Genomic DNA, 18,812 nt, shown 5'->3' with positions numbered 1-18,812 from the left:
TTAAGACAAATTCTGTTATTCTTCATTTTCCATGTAACTTTTCTGTAATTCGTACGTCATATAGTAAACAAACCTAATATGTCTAAATTATATATTCCAATTCTATTATTTGCGTCGACCTCTATTTTTGCGCAACAACAATATAAAGGAAGTTTACAATATACGAATCAAACACCTGTTAGTCTAGCAGATGTGATTATTCTGAAAGATGATCAAATTATCGATGAAATTTCAACTGATGATAAAGGAAGTTTTACAGTTGATTTAGCCGAAGGAAGTTATATGTTTCGAATAGAAGAAGCTGGTGTTTTGCTTCATACTCAAACGATTTTATGTGGAAAAAATCAGGATTTAGGCGTTATTATTCTTCCTAAAACTGAAAATATTACATTAAATGAAACAGTTGTAAAGAGTCAGAAAAAATTAATAGAAAAGAAAGTTGATCGACTTGTTTTTAATGCTGATTTAGCGGAAGGAGCAAAAGGTGGAGATGCATTAGATTTGCTAAAATTGGCGCCTCGTGTAAAGGTTGATAATGATGTAGTTTCGATAATTGGTAAAAGTAATTTGCGTGTGATGGTGGACGATCGTTTGTTGGAAATGTCTGGTGATCAATTGACAAATTATTTAAAAACGCTTCGCGCAGATGATATTGAGAAAATTGAAGTAATTACAAATCCACCCGCAAAATATCAAGCAATAGGAAATAGTGGAATTCTCAATATTGTATTAAAATCTGGTAAAAAAGACTCGTGGAATGGGAGTTTGTCGTCATCATTGCAACATTATAACAAACCATATTGGAACAATAGTGCATCGTTTAATTACCGAAAAAATAAATGGACGTTAGTTTCGAATATTTTTGGTGGTTTTGGCGAATATGACGGAATTGGACAATCGGATATTTATTTTACAAAGACTAATGAAGTTTGGACCGAAAAGGAAAAAAATAGTGGTAAAAATAGAAATATTGGAGGAAAATTAGGATTGGATTATAAAGTTTCGGATAAATTGACAACTGGTTTTACGGTTGATTTATATGCAGGAAATCGAAAAGGAACTGGTGGCACGAAAACAACGATAAATAGTTTGGATAAAAATGAATTGTTGAGTTATATTCTGAATGATCGAAATGGAAGCAAAGGAAACACGAAATACAATACGCTGAATTATCATGTGATTTATAAAATGGATACGATCGGAAAAAAACTGACATTTGATTTTGATTGGGTAAATTTTAATAATAACAATACAAGTGTAACTTCAAACCGATTTTTTAATTCAGAAGATGTTGAAAATAAAACAGAATATCAAGGAAATAAAAGTTTGTCCGACCAAAAAGCAAATAATTATAGTTTGAATATTGATATGGAACATCCCGTTAATACTTGGAAACTAAATTATGGTGGACGTTATAGTTGGACGAAAAATAATAGCGATAATTTATTTTACAACACATCTTCTGGGTCGCCTGTTTATGATGAAAAGTTGAGTAATGGTTTTTATTATGACGAAAATATTTTGGCTTTTTATGCGAGTATCGAAAAAGATATTTCAGAAAAATGGTCTGCAAAAGTTGGTTTGAGATACGAAAATACAGATGCAAAAGGTTTTTCTCCGCAAGAAAATTAACATGATACCTATAAATATGATGGATTATTTCCAACCGCTTATTTGATGTATAAACCTGCTGAAAATCATTCGTTAAGTATTAATGTTGGACGCCGTATTGAGCGACCTTATATGGGACAATTGAATCCGTTTCGTACCATTTATTCGCCTTATTCTTTTGCCGAAGGAAATCCGAAGTTAAAACCGTCTTATTCGTACAATTATGAGTTAGAATATGCATACAAAGATTTGGCAGTTACAACATTATATTACAGAAATTCTACGGATGAAATCAATCAAATTGTAGTTGTAAATCCGAGCGAAAATACGCAAAACTGGATTCCATACAATTATGCTGATTCGGAGAGTTTTGGGATTAGTGAAAATGTAAATTTTAAGCTTGTAAAATGGTGGAAAGTCAATGGAGCGATTGATTTGTATTACAAAAAAACGAAAGGAATTATTCCAGAATATAATTATGTATTGGATGGATTTAATGGAGAATTTCGTTTGACAAATAATTTGGAATTGAATAAATCGAAAACATTATTATTTAATCATACCACAAATTATACAACAAAAACGATTGATGCTATGTCAAGAAGTCGCGCTAATTGGAGTACAGCTTTTGGTTTGAGAGCGTTATTTTTGGATAAAAAATTCGAAGTTTCGTTTAATGTAAACAATGTATTTAAAGATAGAGCTTGGCAAGATCAAAGTTTTAGTAACGATACAAAATTTGTTTATACAGGACAATCCGCTCGTTATTATCGTGTTGGAATTCGATACAATTTCGGAAAATCATTCACAATAGAACAATCAAAAAGTAGTTCGGAAAAAGGAAGGTTATAATTTTTAAAACTAAACCCTAATATTCGATGATATTGGGGTTGTTTTTTTATAATTTTTTCTTTGAAATTCTATTTTTTTTCTTTTATTTTGTAACCAATGTCTAATGTTGTATAATTTGGTTATGAGTGAATATTTAACTATTTCAGAAACAGCGAAATTACTTAATAAAAGTACAAAAACACTTCGTCGTTGGGATGAAGAAGGGAAGTTATCGGCTGTTCGAGAACCTATAAGTAATTATAGAGTTTATAGGAGAAGAGATGTAGAGACGTTGTTTGCTGAATTTTTGCAGACAGATATTGAAGAAACTGTTTCAAATTTTGTAAAGCCAACGCAAGATTTTCATGTCTTAGAATTATTTGCTGGAGCTGGAGGTTTGGCAATTGGTATGGAAAAAGCAGGGTTGAAATGTGTTGCATTAAATGAAATTGATAAACACGCTTGTGAAACTTTAAGAAAAAATAGACCAAATTGGAATGTCTTAGAAGGTGATATTAAGAATTTTAATTTTTCTGAATATTATAATAAAGTTGATGTTGTAACAGGAGGATTTCCTTGTCAAGCTTTTAGTTACGCAGGAAAAAGACTTGGTTTAGAAGATGCAAGAGGAACTTTATTTTATGAATTTGCAAGAGCTGTAAAAGAAGTTAATCCACCTATTTGTATTGGAGAAAATGTAAAAGGTTTATTGAATCATGATAATGGTAATACTTTACGTGGAATGATTTCAATTTTAGATGAAATTGGGTATAAAGTAGTTCCAGTAGAGGTTTTGAAAGCAATTAATTATAATGTTCCACAAAAAAGAGAACGATTAATTTTAGTAGGAATTCGTAAAGATATTCCAATAGATTATCACTATCCAACGCCGTACAAAAAAATATATAATCTTTCTGATGCATTGAAAAAAGGAGAATTGTTCGATTGTAATGTTCCAAAATCTACTGGAGCTAAATATCCTGAAAGCAAGAAAAGTGTATTAGATTTAGTTCCTCCAAAAGGCTATTGGAGAGATTTACCTCTTGAAATTCAGAAAGAATTTATGGGAGCAAGTTTTTATTTAGGTGGAGGAAAAACAGGAATGGCAAGAAGAATAGGCTGGGACGAACCTTGTTTAACCTTAACATGTAGCCCTGCCCAAAAACAAACAGAGCGTTGTCATCCAGATGAAACTCGCCCTTTTACAGTAAGAGAATATGCTCGTATTCAGACTTTTCCTGATGAATGGGAATTTTCAGGGCCTATGGCACAACAATATAAGCAAATTGGTAATGCAGTTCCCGTTAATTTAGGAAAAGAGGTTGGTTATTCAATAATTAATTTTCTTAACCAATATTATAGTTTATCAAAACCTGAATAATAAGAATAATTATCAAAGGAAATTTGATCAAGAATAGAACGTTTTGAATTTTCGGTTTCTGAAGTAATTTCTTCTAAAGCCGAATTTTCATTTTCGTTTTGTTCTTTTTTTGTGGTTTCTAAAAAATCATTTATTGCAATAGGAAGCGCTTTATAAAGTTGATAGAAAGCATCTTCTTCTCCAGTTAGTAAAGCATAAAATTGATCTCCAGAGATTTTAAAAACTCTTGAATGACTATATTCTTTGCCATTAATTTCGCCTTTCCAATTTTCGTTAAAACTATTTTTCGCTAAAATCTGAACCCAATAACATTTAGCTTTCTTGTAATCATCTGCATATCGAGCCAATTTTTGAAAAAGAGCTTCCGAAGAACTGCTATTCATTGTATTATGTTTGTTTTTGATATCTGCAAATAACGTGTCATCATTTGCTTTTATATCAAATCCACTTAAATTTCCAATTTCATAACCTTTTATTCCACCTAAAATTTGTTCATGAAAAGTTCCGATAGAATTGTTTATAGATTTATCAATTTGTCTAAGAATCTCAGATTGTATCAAATCTTCTTCATCAATATTATTAAATTTTGAATCAAAAGTTAATTTAATAGTGTCAACTTTATTTGTATAAAAACTTTTTTTAGAAATCTTACTTTTAGCTTTTTGATAAGATTTATATAAATTTTCAATGCAATTTAATAAATGCTCATCTGAAATAAAGTCTACATATTTATTTTTCATTACCAGTATTGTATAATATTGCTAAGTTAGAATAATTATTCGATTATTTAAAAAATGTAATTATGACTTTACCTCTTTTCCATTTTATAGAACAATAAAATCACAAAACTAATCGCAAACGAAACGCCCATTGCAAGTGCAGAAGCTTTCATTCCGCCAGAATATTCAATCAATAATCCGTAAATAACTAAACCTAAGAATAAGGCAAATTTTTCGAACACATCATAAAAACTAAAATAGGTTGTTGTGTCTTCTGTTTCTGGTAATAATTTGGCGTATGTAGAACGTGATAAAGCTTGCAAACCTCCCATTACAAGACCAACCATTGCAGCCATTACGTAAAATTGAGTTTTTACATTTGGATCATTTTTATTAATCAAATAACCAATAATACATGTAATAATCCAGATAAAAATACCGATTAATAAAGTTTTCTTATTTCCTATTTTTCCTGATAGAAAAGAGAATAACCATGCACCTAAAACAGCTTCAATTTGAATTAATAAAATGGTCATAATCAATTCTGAAGATTCCATTCCTATTTCTGAACTTCCAAACATTGCCGCCATCAAAAAGATAGTTTGCATTGCTAAACTGTAAAAGAAAAATCCAGCCAAAAACACACGAATATTTTTGTATTGATTAAGATCTTTGAAGGTATGTTTTAAATTTCTAAAACTCGATTTGATAATATCTTTCGGAATTTCGCGATCATATTTATGATTTGGTAATTTACTCAAAGCAATTTGTCCAAATCCTAACCACCAAACTCCTGTTAATAAGAAACTTATTCGGGTAAACATTGCTTGTTTTTCTTCTGGGGCAAATTGTATCATTGCCAAACAAATTGTCAATAAAATGACAGAACCAATGTAGCCAAACATATAACCTTGTGCTGAAACTTTGTCCATTTTTTCGTCCGAAACAATTTCTGGTAAATAGGCGTTGTAAAAAACTAAACTTCCCCAAAAACCTATGCTTGCAGTGATATTGAGTAATAAAGCTAACCAAACTAAATCGCTTGATGTAAAGAAAAACATTCCGATGCATGAGAAAGATCCTAAATAGCAAAAAAAGCGAAGAAATTTTATTTTATTTCCGATTAAATCTGCAATTGAAGATAAAACAGGAGACAAAACAATCACAAAAAAGAAAGCAATTGCCAATGAAAAATTGAATGCGGACTCTGGTAATAATCCTAAAAATTTAATTGGGTGATCGTTCGCATCATAGGTCATTAAAGTGTAATAAACCGGAAAAATAGCAGAGGCAATAACTAAAGAATGAACAGAATTCGCCCAATCGTAAGAAATCCAAGCTCGTATTAGTTTGGGATTATCTTTTGTATTCATAAATTTTTTATAGTAATGTTGGTTAAACTTAAGAATAATTTATCAAAAATAATGTTTCGTAAAAATTAATTGTTCAATCTTCTATTCTTTCAGTTCAAATTTGGTCAGTTTATTGTCTTTGTAACAATAAAACTCATAACTATCTTCTCCAATTCTGAATACTTTTTCGAGATGGATTTTATCGTAATTAGGTAAAATCTCATTGTATTTCTTTAATAAATTTTCAGGTAATTCATTCGGTTGAATTGGACGTTCAATCTCAAATTCACCATCTAACGAATATTCCATCACAAAATCGCTGTTTCGCCATTTTAAAGTTGTTTTATTTTCGTCACCTTTACTTGTTGTTGTAAGTTGAACTTTATCTTCTTGAATGATTTTTTGGGAACTTGTATAAAAAAGTGTAATTCCAGAAATAACCATCGCCGCATAACCAACTTTTCTGAAAATAAAATCGCTAAAATAAGGTAAAATATATTTGACCGTATAAGAAGAAATAATTGAAGCAACTGCAATCGTCAATCCAAGTAATAACGCGTTTTTTGAATATAAACCAAGAACAATATAAATGATTAATTTTATGATATGAAGTATAATTTCGTTGGCAGCTCGCGTTGCAATAATTTCTTCTTTTGTTAATCCATATTTTAAATAAAATCTATTGAATAATAAACCTATTGCTCCTGTTATTCCAGAAACGAATCCAGCTAAAAAACCAACAATGGCCAAAATATATTTTGATGAAGGTTTTTCTTCATTGTCTTGTTGTTTTTTGTTTAGAAATAATTGTGGAACATTTGAAATCAATAATACAGCTACAATAATTTGTAAATAAATTGGGTTGATAAATTTGATTAAATAAGCGCCCATTAAAACTGCTGGAATCGAAAATGGCACGAACCAAAAGAAGATTTTCCAATGTACAGATTTTCTGAAAGCCGCTATTCGAGAGGCAGAACTTGTAAATGTTCCGATTGTTAACGAAAAAGGGACTAACGAAGTTGGAATAATAAGATTGAGGATTGGAATTAAGATTAAACTTGCGCCACCGCCACAAATTGCACTTATCCAAAATGCTAAAATTGCTCCAATAAATAGGAGAAAAATAGTAAAAATCATGATCAGAAATTTTATTCTGTTACAAAATTAGGACGATGATTTTAGAAATAAATGTCTAAAGACTTATCTTAAGTAAAACTTAAGAATAAGTAAATCTTAATTGAAAAAGATGATTTTTCGGATAAATTGTTTGCGAAATTTGCTGAAAATTATTTTTTAATAAGGCTTTAGACGAGGCGATATTTTCTTTTTTCACCCAAGCTTCAATCAGCATATATTTTCTCAATTTCAACTCTTTCGAAATCAGATTGATGATTCGTGTTGCGTAACCTCTGTTCCAAAATTGTTCATCAATGGAATAGCCAATAATCGCTTTGTCATGAACAGGTTGAAACATTACAGTACCAATCAAGGTTTCAGAAGATTTTTCGATAACAGCAAAGCGAAATTCATATCCAGAATTCTTTTTTTCTTTATCTCTTTCTAGCATTTTGTACGAATCTTTGATCGTTTTCATTGATGCGGTTTCGCGGTATTTCATGGCTTTTGCATTCGAATAAATTTCGAAAAGCCGTGTGCTACATCAGTGTCCAAAAGTTCTCTGAAATAAATTAATTCGTCTTCCATATTTTGGTTTTAAGAATTTGCTTGACGTTCTAATTTTTCAATCAATAATGCTTTTGCATTTGTAAGCGCATAATCTTTAGCTTCTGCAAATGAAACGTTGTATTTTCGTTTAAGAGATTGAATATCTTTTGGTAAATCGTTTAAAAGTTTATCGTAATAAACATCTAACATTTCAGATGTTGGCATTTTGAAATCAATTTTTAACTGAAATCTTCTCAATAATGCAACATCAATAATATGTGGATGATTTGTTGCGGCTATCAACAACGAATTTTGTGGCAAATAATCAATTAATTGAATTACTGTGTTCACTAAACGACGCATTTCGCCAACATCTTTGTCATCATTTCCACGCGCTTTTCCGATTTGGTCAAACTCATCCAAAAATAGAATTGCTTTTTCACGAGCAGCTTTATCAAAAAGCATTCGAATATTTTGCGAAGTTTCACCAATTCTTGATGAAACAATATTACTTAAATTCAAAATCAATATTGGTTTTCCGATTTCATTTGCAATTGCTTTTGCAGTTGTTGTTTTTCCACAACCTGAAAATCCATGCAACAAAATTTTATTATTGACTGGTAAATTATATTTACTCAATTCCTCTATATATCTATGTTCTTTGATAAGTTGTTTTACTTGAGCAAGATTTTGATCATCTAAAAAAACATCATTCAAAGAAATTTCTTCCTTATCGTCAACAATTAAATCGTAAATATTCATATCAATTTTACTTCAAGACTCAAAAATAAACTATTTTAATCCGAAAGCCGATTTTTAGCACAAAAAAAGCTTCAGATTTCTGAAGCTAAAATTTTAAACCGTCATATGAGAACTGATTGCAATTCTATTCCAAGCATTAATCGTGGTAATTGCAATAATGATAATCGCAATATAATTTTCAGAAAAAAGTGTTAATGCTTTTTGATAAGTTTCTTCTGATAAACCATGTTGACTAATATTTGTAATTTCTTCTGTCATCGCCAATATCACACGCTCTTCTTCTGTAAAAAGTGTCGTTTCTCGCCACGCATTCAACAAAAAAATACGTTGATTTGTTTCGCCTAATTTCATCGCGTCTTTGGTGTGCATATTAATACAAAAAGCACAACCATTGATTTGTGAAGCTTTGATTTTAATAAGTTCTAAATGTAATTTATCTAATTCAGAATTTGCTAAATAATTCTCTAGACCATACATTGCTTCGTAAGCTTTTGGTTCTAATTTTTGAATGTTTAATCGTGATTTCATTTCTTAATTTTTAACAAAGTTCGTCGATTATTTATTCAAAAAAATTAAACTGGTTTAAGAAAACTCTTTCTTTCGGATTTCGCTTAAATATTCGGGTGTGAAACCTAAATAAGAAGCTAATAAATATTGCGGAACACGTTGTAAAAACTCAGGAAAATTTTTCTTGAAGTGAAGATAAAACTCCTCTTTCGAAAACTCTTTCAAATATTTGGAACGCATTTGAGCAGCAGCATTTGCTTTTTGATAAATTTGTTTGAAATACGAATTGAAAATAGGATGTTTTTCGCATAAAATTTCTTCGTTTGTTTTACTCATTTTCATAATAATTGCATTTTCTAGAGCTTGAATATAAAACTCAGAAATTTGTTGATTAATGTAAGAAAACGAATCTGTCAACCACCAATTTTCGATAGCAAAATCAATGGTTTGTTCTACACCTTTTTCATTGATGAAAAATAATCGAATACATCCAGAAATAATAAAATAATTGTACGTACAAACTGTTCCAGCTTTATGAATCATTTCTTTTTTCTTCACCGAAAATTTTTCAAAATATTGGACTGAATCGTGAAATTCTTCTTCAGAAATTGAAGTGAAAATTTGAATATGTTTCTTTAACTGACCGAAAGAATTTTCCATTTTATAAGCTTAATATATTTCTCTTTAAAATTAATGATTAGTTTCCGAAAGGACTTAATTTAGTTTAAAATTAATCAGGTTTATAGTCAGAATTTGGAGTGCAATTTGCTTGAAATGAATCGTCGAAAGAACATAAAAATAATCTATAAAGATTTGACATTATTTTTTACTTTTACGAACCAAAAAATAACAATAATATGGCTTCAGGAATATTTGCAATTTTAGATGATATTGCAGCATTGATGGATGATGTAGCGGTTACAAGTAAAGTAGCAGCGAGTAAAACAGCAGGGATTTTAGGAGATGATTTGGCTGTAAATGCTGAGAAAGCAACGGGATTTTTATCTTCGCGCGAAATACCAGTTTTATGGGCAATTACAAAAGGCTCTTTTATCAATAAATTGATCATTGTTCCAATTGTTTTGACACTAAATCATTACATGCCAGAGGTCATAAAATATGTTTTGATTTTGGGAGGTTTTTATTTAGCTTTTGAAGGTGTAGAGAAGATAATCGAGTTTATTTTTCACCGTCCAAAAAAAGGTTCAGAAGTTATTCATGAAGATAAAGTAGAAGATAAGAAGCAAGTCTCGGAAAAATCAAAAGTGAAATCTGCAATTATTACGGACTTTATTCTTTCGATAGAAATTGTGATTATTGCATTGAGTACAGTTTTGGAACAACCAATGTTGACACAAGTTTTTACAGTTTCGTTTATTGCAATTTTAGCAACCATTGGTGTTTACGGGATTGTAACCTTAATTGTTCGTATGGATGATGCAGGTTTTAAACTGATAAAAGCATCACACGACAAAGGAGCTGTTTCTAAATTAGGACATTTTTTGGTTGACGCATTACCTTATGTGATCAAAATTTTAGGATTTGTAGGGACTGTTGCACTTTTATTGGTTTCAGGTGGGATATTTGTTCATAACATCGATTATATTCATCACCATTTACCTACAGCAATTCCAATGATGATTAGTGAAGCTTTGATTGCTTTGATTGCAGGATTATTGGTTGTGGTACTTGTCACAATAGTTAAGAAAATAATAGGTTTAGCTAAAGGTTAGGAGATAGAATAGATTTCGAAAAGAATTGTTAACTATTTCGTATCTTTGAATAAAGATTTACAAATGGCAGATTATATCAGAATTCATCCAGAAAATCCACAAGAAAAAGCGATTGATCAAGTGGTTAAGATTCTACAAAATGGAGGTTTAATTATTTATCCTTCCGATACTGTGTATGGATTAGGATGTGATATTACGAATATTAAAGCAATGGAGAAACTTGCTCGATTGAAAGGTGTTAAACTTGAAAAATCTCATTTCTCTATTGTTTGTAATGATTTAAGCCATTTGTCACAATATACTTTACCGATTGATAACAGTACGTTCAAAATTTTGAAACGCGCTTTACCAGGTCCTTTTACATTTGTCATGAATGCATCGCGCAATTTACCTGTCGCTTACAAAGGTAAAAAAACGGTTGGTATTCGTGTTCCAGATCATGCTGTTCCGCAAATGATTGTCGAAAAATTAGGAAATCCTATTGCTTCAACTTCTATTTATGATGAAGATGAAATTGTAGAATATACAACAGATCCTGAATTGATTTTTGAAAAATGGGAGAAGCTTGTAGATGCTGTCATTGATAGTGGTTATGGAGATAATATTGCGTCTACTGTTGTTAATATGACGGATGGAGTAGAGGTTTTACGTGAAGGTAAGGGTGATATTGAAGATTATTTATAAGATTCAACATTAATTATATAAAACCAAAAAAGGATTTCAATTGAAATCCTTTTTCTATACTAACTAATTGATAAAATTATTTATCAATCGAACCCATTACGCGTTGCATAAAAGTATTGGCAGCAGTACGCTCGTCCAATCCTTCTTCTTCCATCATTTGCTTCATTTCCATAGCTCCACAAATGTTAGAAATCATTTCTCCAATTACTTCTTGTTCTGGCTCCTTTACAGCTGGAGAATCAGCATAAACTTCCAAAACTTCTAAAGCTGTTTCCATTGCTTCAATAGAAACGTTTTTTGCTAAATTCTTAAATACCGGCAGCTTCATTGATCAATTCTTTTACAGCATCAATTTTAGACGCAGTTACTTGTCCTACATTTTCTCCTCCTTTGAAAACCGCGAAAGTTGGTAAATTTGGAACTTCAGCTAATTTTCTTGATTCTACTAATTTTTCAGCATCAACATATAAAAACTCAGCTTGACCTTCATATTCAGCCGCTAATTTTTTGAATTTTGGTTTTACTAAACGGCAGTTTCCACACCATCCAGCACCATATTGTACAATTACTATATTGTTATCAGCCACTACTTGTGCTAAGTTATCTTGTTCTAATTCTGCAAACATTTTATTAATTTTTATAAGTTAAAAATTGGGTATAAAAAAGGCTGTCTAAGTGTTGAGCTTAGTGATTTTTATTGAAAATGAATTCGTTAAAATCTCCTGTCAAATTTTTTAGACAGCCTCTTCGTGAATTTTGAAAATCAAAAGATTTTCAAGTTATTTTTAGTGAGAAGCTAAGTAAGAAGCTACACCATCTTTAGTAGCGTTCATAGCATCTTTTCCTTCTTCCCAGTTTGCTGGACAAACTTCACCATATTTCTCAACGTGTAAAATTGCATCTAATAAACGTACATACTCATCGATGTTACGTCCTAATGGTAAATCGTTGATTGTTTCGTGACGAACAACACCGTTTTTGTCGATGATGAAAGTACCACGGTAAGCAACTGGAGCTCCTTCAAATTTTAAAGAATCGTTTTCTTCGTTGTAAACATATTCACCTGCTAATACACCATAATCCATAGCGATAGTTTTAGCAAAGTCTGCAACGATTGGGTAAGTAACACCTTCGATACCTCCGTTATCTTTTGCAGTGTTTAACCACGCTAAGTGCGTTTCTTCTGAATCACAAGAAGCAGCGATTACAACAGCATCTCTTTTTTCGAATTCAGCTAATTTAGCTTGGAATGCGTGTAATTCTGTTGGACAAACAAATGTAAAATCTTTTGGGTAGAAGAATAAAACGATGTTTTTCTCTCCGATTGGCATTGAAAAGTTTTCTACGATTTCGTCTCCATCAATTACTGCTGGCGCTGTGAATAAAGGCGCTTTTTTTCCTACTAATGACATAATTTTAATTTTTTATATTTTGTTTTTTACTTCTCGATTAGATAAAACTTATAATAGTTTTTATCTCTTTTACTGATGCAAATTTAGACTGATATTTTAAACTGTCCATATATTTTCAATTTCAAATATAGATTAAACTATAAATTATATTTATGATATATGATTAATAATAATTTATTGAAATTCAATACAACAAGCCTTTTTATCTTACCTCTACGCTAATTTACGAAGATTATTTACCTTAAAGAATGATATTCCTTATGTTGATGATTATTTAAAATGAATTAAATTTTATTTCTATATTAGTAGAATAATAAACACTATAGAATGCTAAAATATTTATTTTTAATACTTCCAATAATTGGATTTGCCCAAGATGCTGTTCGTGTAGAATATGAAGTTCGTCAAGAATTTGATAGAAGTAATTTAAAACAAACATCTGCTAGAATGGAAGAAATGCTTGTCAATTCAGAAAATAAACGATATTATTTTGAGTTATTTGTAAATGCTACAAATTCTAATTTTACAGAAATTGAACGGATCAATAATGAACAAAATCGAGGAACTTCTTTTGGATTGACAACTAATATAAGCGCAACTATTTTTAAAGATTTCAATGCAAAAGAGTTATATGAAAATAGTATAATGAAACCGAAGTTGTTTATTAAAGATTCAATTCAGTCTTTTCCATGGATTTTGAGTAAAGATGAAGCAACGATTTTGGGATATAAAGTAAAAAAAGCAATATATACCAATTCTACACAAACTGTGGAAGCGTGGTATGCACCAGATTTACCTTTTCGTGACGGACCTTCTCGTTTTAACGGATTACCGGGTTTAATTTTAAAAATTAAATTCAAATTACCATTTACAAGTGATATGGATACAAATGTTAGTTTTACGGCAATTGATTTAAAACCATACGCAGGGAAAATAGAAATACCAAATAAATCGAAGAAAGTAACCAAGGAAGAATATGACAAGGAGATTGAGAAATCGATGGGGAAATCTGGAGGAATGATTAATCAAGGTGTAGAGAAAGATTAAGAGATAAAACGAAAAAGGTTAGTGAATTCACTAACTTTTTTTGTCAGGATAATTAGAAACAAAAGTTTTTAATTTTCTACTATTAGTATAAAATTTATACAGAATGGTAAGAGATTTTGTGCTAAAAAACATGTATTAGATTTATATTCTCAGATAAGAGAGTGATTAATATTTTTTTTTAAAAATTATTAAAATACGCCAAAATATTATCTTTAATATATTATTGTTTTATTCATTAATTTATTTCGTTTTTAATTATGTGATTGATTAACAGTTTGTAAGGTGTTTTATGATCGGTTTTAACAAATTTCTATGATTTATATTTTTAAAATCTATTAATTCCATAGACTTTAATAAAATAGGATTTTTTTTCTATTCGCTATTACTTCCTGATAATTTCATTTGATTAATTAGATTCCTGTATTGTTTTATAATTTGTTATATTTTATGTTAAAATTTTAATAATTATTTAATATTTTAACGATTATTAACACAATAAATATTTTTATTTTACAGAAATATTTTCTAAAACAAGGTGTTAAAAATATATTTTATAGTATAATATTCTTTAAATATAGAGATTTGCAGTATAAAAATTTATGAATGAAGAAAGCTCAAAAAAAGTTAAGTTCATAGGTCTGCTGCTGTTAAGTTCTCTAACATATGCTCAGATCAAAGGACAGGTGAATGATGAATTAGGTTTTCCATCACAGGATGTGGAAATAAAAGTGAAAAATCAAGACCAAACATTTTATACAGATGAAAATGGTCATTTTTCAATCGATCTTCCTTTGGGAACAATATTAATCATTAATGGTTTAGAATATAAAGTTGATCACTATGATTTGGGTATAATTGATTTGAAATCCAAATCAGAAAATATTGATTTGGATATAGTTGTTGTAAAAAGTATTTTCGAGGCACCTCAATCTGCAGGTACAACAACCTTGAAAGGTGATGATTTGAAAAACTTAAATCCTTCAACTTCGATAGATCAATTGTTGTCGGGTAAAGTTTCAGGACTATCTTCTCAAGCACAGAATGGTGCGCCGGGCAGTAACGCAAATGTTGTGATAAGGGGAGCTATTGGTTTGAATGGTGGTGTTAAAAATCCACTTTATGTAGTTGATGGAACCTATTTGTCTGCTGCGGATATTGTTGCCTTAAACCCTAATGATGTAGAGGAAGTAAAAGTATTAAAAGATGCTTCTCAGGTAGCTATTTATGGTTCTCGAGGCGCAAATGGAGTGATTCTAATCACAACAAAACGCGCTAAAAAAAATGAAGGAGTAATCTCTTATTCTTCACGTGTAGGATTTGGTGAAAATTTAGGATTTAAGAACATCAACCTAATGAATGGGCATCAGTTTTTAAATTTTCAGAATGAAATAAGTCAATTAAAAGATCTGGAAACAGGGCGTAGTTTAGGTTTAGGTGTAGCAAGAAGCCAAGAGGAAATTAACCGATTGTCTCAATATGCTCATAATTGGAAAGATGATATCTTTAAAAGAAGTGTAATTAGTTCACATTATTTGACTTTCAATAAAAATGATGGCGAAACAGCGCAATCTTTTTCATTAGGTTATGATCAGGACAATGGTACTGTAGAGTTTTACAAAGGCTTTGAACGTATTACTTCTTCCATTAACATTTCATCAAAAATGAAAGATTGGTTACGATACGGTATTGATATTAATGGAGCTTATACAAAAAGAGATTTACCATCGGACGTGTATAATTTTTCTAGTCCTTTTACCAATATCTATTTAAATTATCCATACGCATCTGTTTATGAGCTGGATGAAGCAGGAAATGTGAAATTAGATGAAACAGGCGCTCCTATATACAATTCAAATGTAAATATTTTACAAAATCCAGTTTTGGATCAAATGAAATATACTGATGCAGAATATAGAAATTTTAGGCTTTTCGGTTCTGGATTTTTAGAGGCAGACTTAACTGAAAAGTTAACTTTTAGAACCACTTTTGGAGCGAGATATAACCGAAATCAGTTTGAAAGTTTCGTTTCCCCTTTGGCTTTTGTTTCTAAAAACCGTGGTACAGGTGGAAGTAAAGCTGATATAGGAGACGATCGTTTTGCTTACAATTGGAGAAATGAATTCAATTATATAAATAAGTTTGATTTACACACTTTGCGTTTTACGTTAGCTTCTGAATATTCCAACGAAAAAAACTATAACGTCACTTTACGTAGTGAGGGGTATCCAAGTGGAGATAAAAGTGTTCAATCTTTGGCCAATAGAATTTTGAATTCTTCTTTAACAAATAGATGGGAAGAAGCGAGATTTGGTTATTTAGGAGCTGTTTCTTATGATTACAACAGAAAGTTTTTTTTAGATTTTTATTTTAGAAGAGATGGGTCTTCATTAGCAGGACTAGAAAAACAATATGGAAATTTTTGGGGAGCTTCGGTAACATGGGATGTTGCAAGAGAAGATTTTTTGAAAGGTAATCAATATTTAACGGGTCTTAAGTTAAAAGCATCCTATGGAGAAGTCGGAGATGATTCATCTATTGCAAGGTACATCAATCAGGCGTATGTTAATCTGAAAGGAAATTATGGCGGAAATACAACTGCAATTCCTCCGAGATATGCAATTGATCCTAAGATGACATGGGAAACCAATCGAAAATTAAATGTAGGAGCCGAGTTTGATTTTTTCAAACACATTGTCACAGGGTCTTTCGCGTATTTTAATGACAACAGAAAGAATTTTATTTTCAGAACGTTGTTACCAATAGAATCAGGAGATTTAAGTAAAACCGTTAATGCAGGAGAAATAACATCCAAAGGAATAGAATTGGATCTTAATATTGCAGCAATTTCTCAAAAGAATTTTAAATTATCATTTTATGGAAATTTAACTTCGGTAAATTATAAAATCAATGAATTAAATGGAAAAGATGAATTATTAATTGGCACAGGTGATGAGATTTCACCAAGCATGATTCATGTAAAAGGACAATCGCCTTATCAGTTTCGTTTGGTCCGCTATGTAGGTATTAACCCTGAGAATGGAAAAAACTTGTATTTAGATAAAGATGGCCATATCACAGAAGAGTATAGAGCTGAAGATGCCGTAGCAACAGGAAAGACTCCTCTTCCAAAATTGTATGGAGGATTTGGATTAAATACTCACTTTTACGGTTTTGATATCAGTGCAGATTTTACGTATAGTTTAGGCGCGTATATGTACAATTATACATATAGAGATTTAACAAATGCTCCTATGAATTTTAATCAGGTAGTGGAAGCAAACGATTTTTGGAGAAATCCTGGAGATCATGCAAAGTTTGGTCGACCAACTACTCTAGGCGAACAAGAATCAACAAAATATCTTGAGAAATCGAATTATGTAATGTTCAGAAATCTTTCTATTGGTTACACATTCACGGAGTTGTTGAAAAATACGTTTATTAAAAATCTGAGGCTTTATGCACAAGTACAGAATTTAGCATTGTGGACAAAATATCATGGAGATCCGGTTTCAGCTACAGGTTCTCAGAGTATGATGAGTGTCGGTGATGCGGGATATGTTTCGGGCTCATATTCGTTATTTACATATCCTCAAGTTCGTACTTACTCACTTGGTTTTAACATTACATTTTAAGAAATTATGAAAAAAAATATAATTCTACTTACAGTTTTAGGACTGTTGACACTATTTAATTCTTGTTCAGATGATGACATAAAAAAAGAATCACCAAACGATGTATTGGTTGATGGTTTTTATAAGACAGAAGAAGATTTTACAAAAGCAATTTATGGATTGTACCAAGATTTTAAACAAATCGGGTTTTATGGAGGAAGTGGCTATTCCAGAGATTTAGTGGTTGTTGGAGATATCTTGTCAGATAATTTATTGTCCAATTATGGAGGTAGAGGATCTAATCGCGCTGCAAATAACTGGACATATGATTCTAGTCAAACACCTACAGATATTTATGTAGCCGCGTATCGAATGATCTCAGATGCCAACTTTATCCTTTCTAAAATTAATAATTTAAAAGAAGGAGAATTCAAAAATAGAATAAAAGCAGAAGCGATATTGATTCGGGCAATTGCACATTTTGAAATCGCCAGACATTATGCTGAAATTCCAACTCAAAGTGCAACATCAGCTTCTTCGATAGGGATTCCTTACCTAACAACTTATAACCCTGAATTTCAGTCAAGTCGTACAAAAACAATAAAAGAAGTTTATGATAATATTACTCAAGATATAGAAAGTGTTATCAATTATTTACCAGGTAATTATCAGGATATTAATCGTTTGAATCAATATTCAGCAAGTGCTTTCTTAAGTCGTGTTTATTTGTATAATGGTAACTATGATAAAGTTATTAAGTATGGACAAAAAGTTGTAAATGAAATTCAGCCAACTTCTAAAAATGAAATTGCGAGTTTCTGGTCGTCAAAAACAAGCCAAGGAAGTTTATTTGAAATTCCTTATTTACAAGCCAATGATCCGTCAATAGGCTCTAATTTTGGTTATGGAACCAATGCAAATAATATGGTGATGGAATTCTCTGCTGATAAAGCTTTGTATGATTTGTATAATGGATCAACAGAACCGGAACGAAAAAATACATATTTTAAGATTTATAATTTAGCGGGAGATGCGAATAATGCAAATATTGTTATCAATAAATATTATCCGGGTCAAATTAAAAATTATATCAATCATGCAAGGTATTTGAGAGTAGAGGAAGTTATTTTTAATTTGGCAGAAGCTTATTATTTGAAAGGTGATTTAGTACAGTCTCTTCAAACATTAAACATAGAAAGAGCACAGCGATATTCTAATTTTAAAGGAGAGGAAAAAGGAGAAGAATTATTTGAAGCAATTATTACAGAAAGAAGTTAGCCTTTGAGAATGGAGATCGATGGTTTACTTTAAAAAGACTTTTAGGAGTAAAAAACATTCCATTAAAATATAGTAAAGGAATCAAACGTTCTGGAAATGGCTATAGAGCAGATGGAAGTGGAACGGCACCTGTCCAATTAGAATTGAAAGAATCAGATTATAGATGGCAATTACCAATTCCGAAAGAAGCGATAAATAGAAATGAAAACTTAACTC

The 18,812-nt window shown here is 30.7% G+C and carries 16 protein-coding genes and 1 pseudogene; 7 read left to right on the top strand and 10 right to left on the bottom strand.

Annotated elements, in window-relative coordinates:
• Positions 1-78: 78 nt before the first annotated feature.
• Positions 79-2,463: pseudogene (locus N5E64_RS15740) on the top strand (TonB-dependent receptor domain-containing protein).
• A 121-nt stretch (positions 2,464-2,584) separates the two neighbouring features.
• Positions 2,585-3,823 (top strand): DNA (cytosine-5-)-methyltransferase, encoded by a 1,239-nt coding sequence (dcm, locus tag N5E64_RS05235; protein WP_407933289.1) that lies wholly within the window; start codon positions 2,585-2,587, stop codon positions 3,821-3,823.
• Here the strand turns inward: dcm and N5E64_RS05230 are convergent.
• From N5E64_RS05230 to N5E64_RS05200, 7 genes are all read right to left on the bottom strand, one after another.
• On the bottom strand, positions 3,799-4,563 hold the full coding sequence (locus N5E64_RS05230; RefSeq protein WP_280036139.1) for an Eco47II family restriction endonuclease: 765 nt from the start codon (positions 4,561-4,563) through the stop codon (positions 3,799-3,801). The two genes, dcm and N5E64_RS05230, sit on opposite strands and share 25 nt — an antisense overlap.
• 68 nt (positions 4,564-4,631) lie before the next feature.
• Entirely contained in the window at positions 4,632-5,915 is a 1,284-nt protein-coding gene (locus N5E64_RS05225) for an MFS transporter (RefSeq protein ID WP_280036136.1), read from the bottom strand.
• A gap of 81 nt (positions 5,916-5,996) precedes the next feature.
• Positions 5,997-7,034, bottom strand: a complete 1,038-nt coding sequence (locus N5E64_RS05220; RefSeq protein ID WP_280036134.1) for a sulfite exporter TauE/SafE family protein — start codon at positions 7,032-7,034, stop codon at positions 5,997-5,999.
• Between the two features lie 79 nt (positions 7,035-7,113).
• Positions 7,114-7,536 carry a GNAT family N-acetyltransferase gene (locus tag N5E64_RS05215; RefSeq protein ID WP_260392513.1) on the bottom strand — a complete coding sequence of 141 codons (423 nt, stop codon included), beginning with the start codon at positions 7,534-7,536 and terminating at the stop codon, positions 7,114-7,116.
• A gap of 74 nt (positions 7,537-7,610) precedes the next feature.
• On the bottom strand, positions 7,611-8,324 hold the full coding sequence (locus N5E64_RS05210) for an AAA family ATPase (protein ID WP_115000956.1): 714 nt from the start codon (positions 8,322-8,324) through the stop codon (positions 7,611-7,613).
• 93 nt (positions 8,325-8,417) lie between these two features.
• A complete protein-coding gene (locus N5E64_RS05205; RefSeq protein ID WP_038335884.1) occupies positions 8,418-8,852 on the bottom strand; it encodes a carboxymuconolactone decarboxylase family protein in 435 nt (144 codons plus the stop codon).
• 54 nt (positions 8,853-8,906) lie between these two features.
• Positions 8,907-9,491, bottom strand: coding sequence for a Crp/Fnr family transcriptional regulator (locus tag N5E64_RS05200; protein WP_115000954.1), 585 nt, complete (start codon positions 9,489-9,491; stop codon positions 8,907-8,909).
• 197 nt (positions 9,492-9,688) lie between these two features.
• On the opposite strand from N5E64_RS05200, the gene N5E64_RS05195 reads away from it, so the two are divergent.
• Together N5E64_RS05195 and N5E64_RS05190 are read left to right on the top strand one after the other, a co-directional pair.
• Positions 9,689-10,564: a DUF808 family protein gene (locus tag N5E64_RS05195; protein WP_115000953.1), complete on the top strand. Its 876-nt coding sequence runs from the start codon at positions 9,689-9,691 to the stop codon at positions 10,562-10,564.
• 63 nt (positions 10,565-10,627) lie between these two features.
• The gene (locus tag N5E64_RS05190; protein ID WP_125349303.1) at positions 10,628-11,248 is read left to right on the top strand and encodes an L-threonylcarbamoyladenylate synthase; all 621 of its coding nucleotides are present in this window, start codon (positions 10,628-10,630) and stop codon (positions 11,246-11,248) included.
• A gap of 76 nt (positions 11,249-11,324) precedes the next feature.
• Here the strand turns inward: N5E64_RS05190 and N5E64_RS05185 are convergent, their stop codons facing one another.
• The 3 genes from N5E64_RS05185 to N5E64_RS05175 form a co-directional block, all read right to left on the bottom strand.
• Positions 11,325-11,576 (bottom strand): DUF6952 family protein, encoded by a 252-nt coding sequence (locus N5E64_RS05185; RefSeq protein WP_038336694.1) that lies wholly within the window; start codon positions 11,574-11,576, stop codon positions 11,325-11,327.
• A complete protein-coding gene (locus tag N5E64_RS05180) occupies positions 11,557-11,874 on the bottom strand; it encodes a co-chaperone YbbN (RefSeq protein WP_038336696.1) in 318 nt (105 codons plus the stop codon). The genes N5E64_RS05185 and N5E64_RS05180 overlap by 20 nt, the downstream gene beginning before the upstream one ends.
• A 159-nt stretch (positions 11,875-12,033) precedes the next feature.
• Entirely contained in the window at positions 12,034-12,660 is a 627-nt protein-coding gene (locus N5E64_RS05175; RefSeq protein ID WP_125349304.1) for a peroxiredoxin, read from the bottom strand.
• Positions 12,661-12,987: 327 nt separating this feature from the next.
• Here N5E64_RS05175 and N5E64_RS05170 point away from each other — a divergent pair, with 327 nt between their 5' ends.
• From N5E64_RS05170 to N5E64_RS05160, 3 genes are all read left to right on the top strand, one after another.
• Positions 12,988-13,707, top strand: coding sequence for a GLPGLI family protein (locus N5E64_RS05170; RefSeq protein ID WP_125349305.1), 720 nt, complete (start codon positions 12,988-12,990; stop codon positions 13,705-13,707).
• 599 nt (positions 13,708-14,306) lie between these two features.
• On the top strand, positions 14,307-17,339 hold the full coding sequence (locus N5E64_RS05165) for a SusC/RagA family TonB-linked outer membrane protein (protein ID WP_280036124.1): 3,033 nt from the start codon (positions 14,307-14,309) through the stop codon (positions 17,337-17,339).
• A 6-nt stretch (positions 17,340-17,345) separates the two neighbouring features.
• A complete protein-coding gene (locus N5E64_RS05160) occupies positions 17,346-18,596 on the top strand; it encodes a RagB/SusD family nutrient uptake outer membrane protein (protein WP_125349307.1) in 1,251 nt (416 codons plus the stop codon).
• Positions 18,597-18,812 lie beyond the last annotated feature (216 nt).

Source organism: Empedobacter sp. GD03739 (genome assembly GCF_029843245.1).
In the GTDB taxonomy this organism is placed as follows: Bacteria; Bacteroidota; Bacteroidia; order Flavobacteriales; family Weeksellaceae; genus Empedobacter; species Empedobacter falsenii_B.
The sequence above is the reverse complement of the archived record's forward strand: the minus strand, read 5'-3'. Positions and strand labels throughout refer to the sequence as shown.